General features: G+C 42.3%; 8 protein-coding genes. 4 read left to right on the forward strand and 4 right to left on the reverse strand.

Going from position 1 to position 9,665, the window contains the following annotated elements; genetic code table 11:
• Nucleotides 1–423 precede the first annotated feature (423 nt).
• From BLR76_RS10050 to phnE (BLR76_RS10065), 4 genes are all read left to right on the forward strand, one after another.
• Entirely contained in the window at nucleotides 424–1,512 is a 1,089-nt protein-coding gene (locus BLR76_RS10050; RefSeq protein WP_091268614.1) for a phosphate/phosphite/phosphonate ABC transporter substrate-binding protein, read from the forward strand.
• Between the two features lie 96 nt (nucleotides 1,513–1,608).
• Nucleotides 1,609–2,388, forward strand: a complete 780-nt coding sequence (gene phnC / locus BLR76_RS10055; protein ID WP_091268616.1) for a phosphonate ABC transporter ATP-binding protein — start codon at nucleotides 1,609–1,611, stop codon at nucleotides 2,386–2,388.
• Nucleotides 2,389–2,399: 11 nt separating this feature from the next.
• Nucleotides 2,400–3,227 carry a phosphonate ABC transporter, permease protein PhnE gene (gene phnE, locus BLR76_RS10060; protein WP_091268621.1) on the forward strand — a complete coding sequence of 276 codons (828 nt, stop codon included), beginning with the start codon at nucleotides 2,400–2,402 and terminating at the stop codon, nucleotides 3,225–3,227.
• Between the two features lie 17 nt (nucleotides 3,228–3,244).
• Nucleotides 3,245–4,057 (forward strand): phosphonate ABC transporter, permease protein PhnE, encoded by an 813-nt coding sequence (phnE, locus tag BLR76_RS10065; protein WP_091268623.1) that lies wholly within the window; start codon nucleotides 3,245–3,247, stop codon nucleotides 4,055–4,057.
• Between the two features lie 77 nt (nucleotides 4,058–4,134).
• On the opposite strand, the gene BLR76_RS10070 is transcribed toward phnE (BLR76_RS10065), so the two are convergent.
• From BLR76_RS10070 to BLR76_RS10085, 4 genes are all read right to left on the reverse strand, one after another.
• On the reverse strand, nucleotides 4,135–4,932 hold the full coding sequence (locus BLR76_RS10070; RefSeq protein WP_091268625.1) for a MetQ/NlpA family ABC transporter substrate-binding protein: 798 nt from the start codon (nucleotides 4,930–4,932) through the stop codon (nucleotides 4,135–4,137).
• Nucleotides 4,933–4,986: 54 nt separating this feature from the next.
• Nucleotides 4,987–5,676, reverse strand: a complete 690-nt coding sequence (locus tag BLR76_RS10075) for a methionine ABC transporter permease (RefSeq protein ID WP_091268627.1) — start codon at nucleotides 5,674–5,676, stop codon at nucleotides 4,987–4,989.
• Nucleotides 5,677–5,694: 18 nt separating this feature from the next.
• Nucleotides 5,695–6,780: a methionine ABC transporter ATP-binding protein gene (locus BLR76_RS10080; protein ID WP_091268628.1), complete on the reverse strand. Its 1,086-nt coding sequence runs from the start codon at nucleotides 6,778–6,780 to the stop codon at nucleotides 5,695–5,697.
• A gap of 846 nt (nucleotides 6,781–7,626) precedes the next feature.
• Nucleotides 7,627–9,048 (reverse strand): aspartate ammonia-lyase, encoded by a 1,422-nt coding sequence (locus tag BLR76_RS10085; protein WP_091268629.1) that lies wholly within the window; start codon nucleotides 9,046–9,048, stop codon nucleotides 7,627–7,629.
• Nucleotides 9,049–9,665: the final 617 nt, after the last annotated feature.

Genomic DNA, 9,665 nt, shown 5'->3' on the forward strand with positions numbered 1-9,665 from the left:
CACGCCATGAGTACAGAAGAGATCGTGGAATGTATTCCGACCTATCCTTCTTGGGGTGTGAAAAAGAACAGTCAAGGAAAAAATACCTTTTGGTTATGTCACTTTTTCCTGGTTTCAACTGTCAAACTCCCGTTCTATTCTATACTATCCAGCAGAAAATAAAAGAGTAAAAGTTTAGTCACATTTACAAGATTTTTACAAAAAAAGGGTGGAGATAGGCCTTCTATCCAGGTATACTGGAATTACAGATAAAGAAGGAGTGGTGCTTGACCTACATTGTTCGTTTTTTAGCAAATTAAAAGATGTAACAAACTTAAAAAAAGTGATAGACTTTTAAATTACCGAATGTTAATATCGAACAGTGCGTTAATCGTACATTTTTACAGCACATACATGTGCAACATAGAATTGGGAGGAATTATTTTGTCTAAGAAATGGTTAAAAGGTTTAGGTATTACACTAGCTTCAGTTATGCTACTTGCGGCTTGCGGAAACGATGAAGAAGGCGCTGAGGAAACAGCAGAAGAAACTGACGGAGCCGATGAAAATGGCGCTGCAGGCGAAGATATGATCGAAATCGATGAAATTTCAGTTGGATTTGTCCCTTCACGTGACCCTGACGAGATTTATGTTGCAACTGAACCATTAGAAGATCTCCTGATTGCTGAGCTGGCTGAACATGGTTACGATGTCGGCGAAGTTGAAATTACTGTAGGAACAAACTATGAAGCGGTTGGAGAAGCAATGTCTGCCGGAACACTTGATGTGGGCTTCCTTCCAGGTGGAACATACGTCCTGTATGATGATTCTGCAGAAGTTATTCTGACTGCAACACGTGCTGGTCTGAACAACGATTCAGAAAACCCAGCTGACTGGAATGAAAACGAACCGACTGAAGGTACTGACGAACAGGTGACGTACTACCGTTCAATCCTGATCGCAGGTCCATCTGAAAAAGGTAGAGAATTAGCTGATAAAATTAACAGCGGAGAAGAACTTACTTGGGAAGATCTTGATTCAGCGTCTTGGAGCGTTATGAGCTCTTCTTCATCTGCCGGATACATTTATCCAACAATCTGGCTGCAGGAAAACTTTGGTCAGTCTCTGACAGACCTAAGCCAAATCGTTCAAGCTGACTCTTATGCGAACTCATTTGCAAGACTGGCAGCTGAACAGGTCGATCTGATTGTTGCTTACGCAGATGCACGTCGCGACTATGTTGATATCTGGGAAGAAGACTTTGGTGCTGAAAACGATATTTGGGAAGATACAGATGTCGTCGGTGTAACACCAAGAATCTACAACGATACAATCAGTGTCAGCAAGTTCTCAGAAATCATGGATGACGATCTGATCGAAGCTCTACAGCAGTCATTCATCAACATTGCACAGACAGACGAAGGACGCGAAGTCATCGCGATCTACTCACACGAAGGTTATAAGCCTGCAACAAGCGAAGACTATGACGTAGAAAGAGAAGCACAACAGATTCTACGCGACATGTCTGAATAATTTAAGAATTTACGACTAAACTAAATGAAAAATTAAGCTGGGAGCGCCCTTTCCCGGCTTTCTTTTTGATTATCTCCAGAGAGGAAATAGGCCAAAATGATAGAATTTAAAGATGTAAACAAGACATACCCGAATGGGGTCACTGCCTTAAAAAATGTAAATCTGACCATTGATCAGGGAGAATTCGTTGCGATCATCGGATTGTCGGGTGCCGGAAAATCAACACTTATCCGCTGCATCAACCGTATGCATGAAATTAATGAGGGGACATTGACCGTTAATGATGTAAATGTCGGAAAACTGAGTGGAAAGCAGATCCGTTCTTTCCGTCGTAAAATTGGAATGATCTTTCAGTCGTTCAACTTAGTGACACGTACATCAGTAATCAATAATGTATTGATTTCATCTGTACCTGAACTGTCCTGGTGGAGAAAGCTCGTTGGTCTGTTTCCTAAGGAGAAAAAAGTAGAAGCACTTGAAGCCCTGGATAAAGTAGGCATCCTGGACAAAGCTTATAATCGTGTCGATCAGCTCTCGGGTGGACAGCAGCAGCGTGTGGCACTAGCCCGTACGATTGCTCAGAACCCTGATATCATCTTAGCAGATGAACCGGTTGCGTCCCTTGACCCAGTTACAGCTAAAGTGGTCATGGACGACTTCAAACGCATCAATCAGGAAACAAACATGTCTATCCTGATCAACATTCACCACGTCGAACTGGCTCTGGAGTATGCCGATCGCGTAATCGGTATCCGTCAGGGAGAAGTCGTGTATGATGGAAAATCCGAAGATGTTTCTCAGGATGTACTGGACCAGATCTACGGCAGTATCGACAATGTTCCTAAAATGGATGATCCGGAAGAAGCAGAGGTCTAGGAGGGACGAGCATGAGAGAAACAGTATACGATAAGATTTTCAAACCTAAGACCTATACTTTGTCGAATGGAAAAGAAGTGAAACAGCGTGCTTCCCGAGCTCCTTTTATTCTTCTGATCGTTTTATTCGTGACGGTTGTGTCAGGGGAAGTCACAGGTGTGGACCTGTCGATGTTAAGAACACGAGGACATCAGTTCATTGTCATACTAACTGCCATGTTCCCGCCAAACTTTAATTTTATGAATAATGTATGGGGCCCGCTTTTCGATACGATTCAGATGTCACTTCTGGGATCCATTGCCGGAGCCTTACTGGCTATACCGTTTGCTTTGCTGTCATCCAGTAACATAATAAGGAACCGGTTATTAAACGGCTTTTTCAAACTGTTCCTGAGTATTTTAAGAACGCTGCCTACGCTGATTTCTGCATTGATTGCTACGTTCATCTTCGGACTGGGAACTATGGCCGGAACGGTAGCGATTTTCCTCTTTACCCTGTCTTATATTGGTAAACTGATGTATGAACATATTGAAAATGTCGATATGGGGGCATTTGAAGCGCATGAATCCATGGGTCTGTCCAAAGTGGAAGCTTTCCGCTATGCTATCGTACCGGATGTTCTTCCAACCTACTTGTCTGTGTCATTATACGCCTTTGAAGGAAATATAAGATTTGCAGCCATTCTTGGTTATGTAGGAGCCGGAGGAGTCGGTCTCCTGCTGGACGAGCGTTTGGGCTGGAGAGACTACCCGAGCGTGGGAATGGTCCTTCTGATATTGATGCTGGTTGTCTTCGTGATTGAACGCATCAGTGAATACTTCCGAATGAAACTGACTTAATAAAGGAGCAGAGAATAATGAATAAAGCTGTTGCACAGCAACTTGAAAAAGCACCAAATCGTAAAGTTTATTTATCAACTATTGCAATCATCCTGACTGCTCTTATCATCTGGTCATTCATGGGAGTCAATATCACTGGTTTTGATCAGCGCGGGACACAGATAGCAACAAACATTTTCAGTGGGCTGTTTTCACCGGACCTGGAATTCCTGTTTGACTTCACATCAGGTGGAGGGGTACCAGGGCTCTTGTTTGAAACGATCGCCATCGCCTTTTTAGGAACAGTATTCGGGTCCTTTCTGGCGATCCCGATCTCATTCTTGATGTCTCCAAGTATCGTTTCCAGACCTGTAGCCTTTGTGACACGTCTGGTCGTTATCTTTATCCGGACCATTCCTTCACTTGTATACGGGTTAATGTTCATCCGTGTAACTGGACCTGGTCCATATGCAGGTGTGCTGACGATGTCTCTGACTTCGATCGGTATGATTTCGCGTTTATACGTGGATGTCATTGAAAACCTGGACAGAGGCGTTCTTGAAGCCATGACCTCTATGGGCTGTACGACTTACCAGAAAGTACGTTACGGCATTCTGCCACAGCTGTTCTCAAGCTTCCTGTCTGTAACGATCTACCGTTACGATATGAACCTGCGTGATGCAACCATACTGGGACTAGTTGGAGCTGGAGGAATTGGGGCACCTCTGATTTTCGCCATGCGTTCTTACAGATGGAGCGAAGTCGGATCAATCCTGATTGGACTGGTTGTTCTAATCCTGGCAGTTGAGATTTTCTCCAACAAACTGCGTGAACGTTTAGTTAATGGATAAAAAATAGTTCTAGTCAAAAAGAAAGGATCCACCATTCTGTGTAGTTACAGAGTGATAGATCCTTTTTTTGGTTAAATTTAATCCCAAACAGGAATGGAAGAGTTCTGAGTGGTTTCTGCAATGATTTCAGCTGTTTCATCTGTCTGGTAAGTGTCAACAATCTGCTGATATATGTCGTTGTCAACATCTTCAGAGCGGACAACGATAGCATTGACGTATGGTTCTGAATCTTCATTCACAGGCTCAAGGAAAATCGCATCCTGTGAAGGGATCAAGCCAGCATCAACAGCCATACCGACGTTGATCACAGCTGCAGCGGCATCAGTTAATGAGCGAGCCGTCTGGTTTCCTGCAACGGTCACGATATTCAGATTTAATGGATTGCTTGTTATATCGTCTACGACGGGGTGGTTCCCTGCTTCTGGATCCACTTCAAGAAGCCCTGCTGACTGTAATAAAATCAATGCGCGACCTTCGTTTGAAGCATCGTTCGGGATAACGATTGTGTCTCCTTCTTGAATATCTGATACATCTTCCACGTCTTCAGAATAAATACCTAAAGGGTTGAGCGTTGTATCGCCAATCGGAGTCAAGTCATTTCCGGTATCATCATTGAAGTCTTCTAAGAAGATTACAGTCTGAAAGGCGTTCAAATCGATATCTCCGTCAGCTAGAGCTGTATTAGGGGTTTGATAATCTGAAAAAGTAACGATTTCCAAGTTGATTCCTTCATCCGCCAGCCGATCTCGAACGCTTTCCCAGGCTTCATTATTTTCGCCCACTACCCCCAATCTTACCGTTTCTCCATCATTTCCACAAGCAGCCAGTACAACCGCGAATACAATACTTAGTAGAGCTAAAAATCCTTTTTTCATCATTATTTCTCCATTCTATTTTTATTATTGTGTTAATGTAATTTAGCTTGTTTGTTAGTGTGTTGTTTTTCTGATCAGAATACGTCCGATCCATTGGGTGACAAAGACGATCAGCATAATCAAAAGAGTGGAGACAATAGTGATATCCAGTTGATAACGGTTGTATCCTCTAGCAATAGCTAAGTCGCCTAAACCACCGCCCCCAACGACGCCTGCCATGGTAGTCAGACCGATTAGATTAATAATCGATACTGCAGACACACGAACGAGAGAAGGGAGGCCTTCTTTTAAATATACGCCGAATATAATTTCCAACGGTGAGGACCCCATGGATTCAGCAGCTTCTACTATACCAGGATCAACTTCAAGCAAAGCATTTTCAACCTGACGTGAATAAAAAGGAATAATCCCGATAGTTAGGGGCACAATGGCAGCGGTCGTTCCAATCGTCGTCCCTACAATAAAGCGAGTGAAAGGTGCGAGCAGAGCCATCAGAATAATAAATGGGACGGAACGCCCTGTATTAATAAACTGCTCTAATTTATTATATAACCGTGGTTTTTCCAGAATACCTCGTCTGTTCGTTATGACTAAGATCACTCCGAACGTGATTCCGATTGTTCCTGCAATTACTGCTGCAATCAGAGTCATGTAGATGGTCTGCCATGTGCTTTGAAGAATGCGGTCAGGAATTGCCCAGACATTAGGTGCGATGGTCTCTAACCAGTTAAGTAATCTATTCATATTATTTTCCTCCCGAAACTAAATAATTTTCTCTCTATTCAATGGAATTACTTTCGATTTGTTTACCAGCTGAATTTTTTCAAGCTGCTGGACGGTTACCTGCTGTGATTCGAGATAATTGACAGCTTGCTTTAGCTGTTGAGACGAGCCACTTAATATGACGATCAAATTTCCAATAGGGGTATCGTAGAGAATTTCGATATCACCATACAAGATATTTGTCGTAACCGTAAATCGTGAATAGAGACTGGCTATGAGCGGTTCATTTGTACTCTGACCAACGAATGAGAGCCTTACAACGGTGTCGTTATCATGGAGATCAAGAATTGATGGGTGTTTGGCCAGTTTCACCAAGGCCTGATCAATGTGGGTTGCCGTGTTAATGAACTCTTGGGTCAATGCATTCTTAGGATCAGTAAAGATGGACACGATATCCCCTTCTTCAACGACTGAACCATTTTCCATTACAGCTACTTTATTGCAAATCTCTTTGATTACCTCCATTTCATGAGTGATAATGACAATGGTCAATCCAAGCTTGTCATTCAAGTCTTTCAGCAATTCCAGTATCGACAAAGTGGTCTTGGGGTCCAGCGCACTCGTCGCTTCATCACAGAGCAAGACTTCGGGATCATTGGCCAATGCCCGGGCTATTCCTACACGCTGTTTCTGACCGCCTGATAATTGGGAAGGGTAGACATCGTGTTTATCAGCTAGACCAACTAGGTCAAGAAGTTCTGTGACTTTCAGTTTTTTCTCTTCAGAAGACAAGGAGCTTGAACGCAAGGCATAATGAACATTCCCAGCGACTGTGCGAGCATTCATCAGATTGAAATGCTGAAAGATCATGCCTATTTTCTTTCGTGCACTACGCAGGTCTTTTGCATTCAACCCCAGAAGGTCCTGACCACTGACATGAACAGTCCCGTTTGAAGGGCGCTGCAGTAAATTGATCGTTCTCACAAGGGTACTTTTTCCAGCTCCTGAATAGCCGACGATCCCGTAGATATCTCCTTTTTCAATGGTCAGTGATACATCACGAACGGCATGAAGTATATGTTCTTTCGTTTCAAAGTGTACATCGATATGTTTCAGTTCTATCATTGTTTCTCTCCCCTTTATCTGCTGAATGAGCATCTGATGACATAAAAAAAGCGGTCGCCTTGATTAGACAGTCAAAACCAGCAAACCGGTTTTATTTAGTCTAATCAAAGGACGAACGCTTAAGTCGTGGTACCACCTTTGTTTGTGTCTTTCTCGCAAAAAACACCTCATTGAGGAAAGAAGAGTATCAATTCTTCTTTCTCAAAAGCAGTAACGGTTGCTGCCGTGATAGCCTAGCCTATAAAAGGATCGGTATCCCACTTGAACTTGCGTAGAAGTCATGCCGTGCAAGTTTGTCATAGAGACCATATTCAATGTCTTCAAGTAAACCTGCTTTCAGCATGCACAGGCTCTCTGTTTTACTTTAGTGTCATTTACTCATCTCTTACGTGTTTCACTTATATTGTTTTCAGGTATTAAAAAAGTCCCTGAAAGAAGTCCGCTTCAAGCGAACTTCCTCCAAGGACGAAATAGTCTCGTGTTACCACCTTGCTTTGCAATGGAATTTCTTCTCATTGCCTCCACCAGTACGTTGCACAAGAAGTGCGTGATACTGTGACACTGTAACGGGTGTGACCGTAGTGGACTTATTTTTACATTCGTCCAATCTGCTTCAGCTTGAACAGGTGTAAATAGCTGCCCGAAGCTTTAAAAGACCATTTTCCTATTTTTCCATCCTACCCCTTTTCACCAGTCGGGGCTCTCTGAGAAGACTTCCTAATAGTACTTATCTTTACGCATTTATGATGTTTGTTTCCTGTTGCTCATTACTATAGCAAGTTTTTACATCACCTGTCAACACTAAATTCTCAGATAGCTATAAATAAATGTAAATCATTTATATCACTAGACGAACAAAGGGGTCACGTTGTCTTCAGAATTGCTTATTCCTCGGGCTAATTGACCAATGTCGAGTATGTGATTTATTTGCTCTCTACTCATCCATTTACTGTCGAGTAGAAGCTGTCTAACGCTGACTCCGGTTCTCAGGGACTCTTTAGCTATATGTGCAGCCTTTTCGTAACCTATATAAGGGCAAAAACACGTGGCGATTCCCACACTTCGTTCTACCTGGTCTTGACAGTGAGTTTTGTTGGCAGTGATCCCTTCAATACAATTAGCAGTAAGGGTGCGAGCAGCATTCGTTAGGAGCTCGATCGAACTGAATAAATTTTTAAAAATAATTGGTTCAAAAGGATTTAGCTCCAGCTGTCCCGATTCTGCAGCCATCGTTATTGTCACGTCATTTCCAATAATTTCAAAAGCTACTTGAGAGACCACTTCTAAAATAACGGGGTTGATTTTCCCGGGCATAATTGAAGAACCATTCTGCTTAGCGGGCAAATTGATTTCTCCAAAACCTGCAGTTGGACCACTTGAAAGGAGTCTCAAGTCGTTACTCATTTTTGAAAGTGTCAGTGCAGCCGTTTTAACCGCTCCAGATACTCTGACAAAACTATCCACACTCTGGGTGGCATCAAACAAATCTTCGGCCTGTTTTAGTGGCAGCCCTGTTTCTTCTGCCAAGTTAGTTGCGATTCTGCTTACATATCCTTCTGGGGCATTGATGCTACTACCAATCGCGGTGCCACCGATATTGACTGTATACATAGTCTCCATTGCAGAATTTAGATGGTGAATGTCTCTACTGACAGCCGACTGGTACGCTCTAAATGAATGACCTAAGGTGGTCGGAACAGCATCCTGCAACGGTTTTCTAGCCATTTTCAGTACACCAGTAAACTCTTCGGACTTCTCACCAAGCACTTTATCTAGATGAGAAAGGGTCAATATGAGTGGATGCATCAAATCGATTACTGTCAGCTTACCAGCTGTCGGAAAGACATCATTCGTTGATTGGGAGCAGTTGACGTGATCATTCGGATGCACAAGAGCGTATGTATCTTTCGTTCCACCCATCAGTTCACTGGCTCTATGTGCTATCACTTCTTTTATATTCATATTTGCTGAAGTGCCGGCTCCGCCTTGGACAGCATCTACAATAAATTCTTCCCTAAAGTGGCCGTCGACAATTTCTTCGCTGGCGCGCACGATTGCTTCAGCTGTTTTTTCTGTCAACACGTTCGCTTTGCAGTTAGTCTCAGCCGCTACTTTTTTAATTACAGCCAAGTTCTTTACAAATAAGGGATGAAGTTTTTCTTGAGAGAGTGAAAAGTGATATTTTGCTCTTAAGGACTGCACACCATAGTAAGCATGTTCTGGGATGGGCAACGGACCGATTGAATCGTATTCTATTCTGTCAGGCATAATTGGTATACTCCTCTATTTTACAGATTATAAGGTATGTGGTTTACAAAAGGTAAGATATCACGAAGAGAGACCATAGTAAATATAAAAAAAGGACAATAAAACAAGTCACTGGTATAGCTGATAAAAAGATAATAAATCACAGTTTTTCACTCATATACTTAATTTTGTTGCATCACGTTCTTTTAAATAAAAGTGAATCAATCATCACTGTCGAGTAATTTATATTAAGTAAAGAAAAATAGCTTAGTAAGTAAAAATTTGACTAATGGGACGAGAGATGGTATAAAAAGGATATTGCTTGAGTAGATGTAGAAAAGCATTCTATACCGATAAAAAAGAGGCGAAAAAAAGCAATGTGATCCAGCAGACGTGAATACACTGCTGGATCACATTGCTTTTTTTCTTGTCAAATGTCTCCAGCAAAGGTAAAATAAGGAAACGTATACAAATCTGACAGAAAGAAAGAGAGAAAAGGCGACAGCATTGGAGTTCACGCTCCCCTGTCTTCTTTTCTCTCTCACCAATACATAATGAATTATACCTTACTCTCCCCAAATAATAAAGACTTTCTTCTCGCCTTGTCGCACTTAGGCAGTACCCGTTTTTATCAAGGT

It is taken from the genome of Alkalibacterium thalassium (assembly GCF_900101165.1).
Lineage (GTDB): Bacteria > Bacillota > Bacilli > Lactobacillales > Carnobacteriaceae_A > Alkalibacterium > Alkalibacterium indicireducens.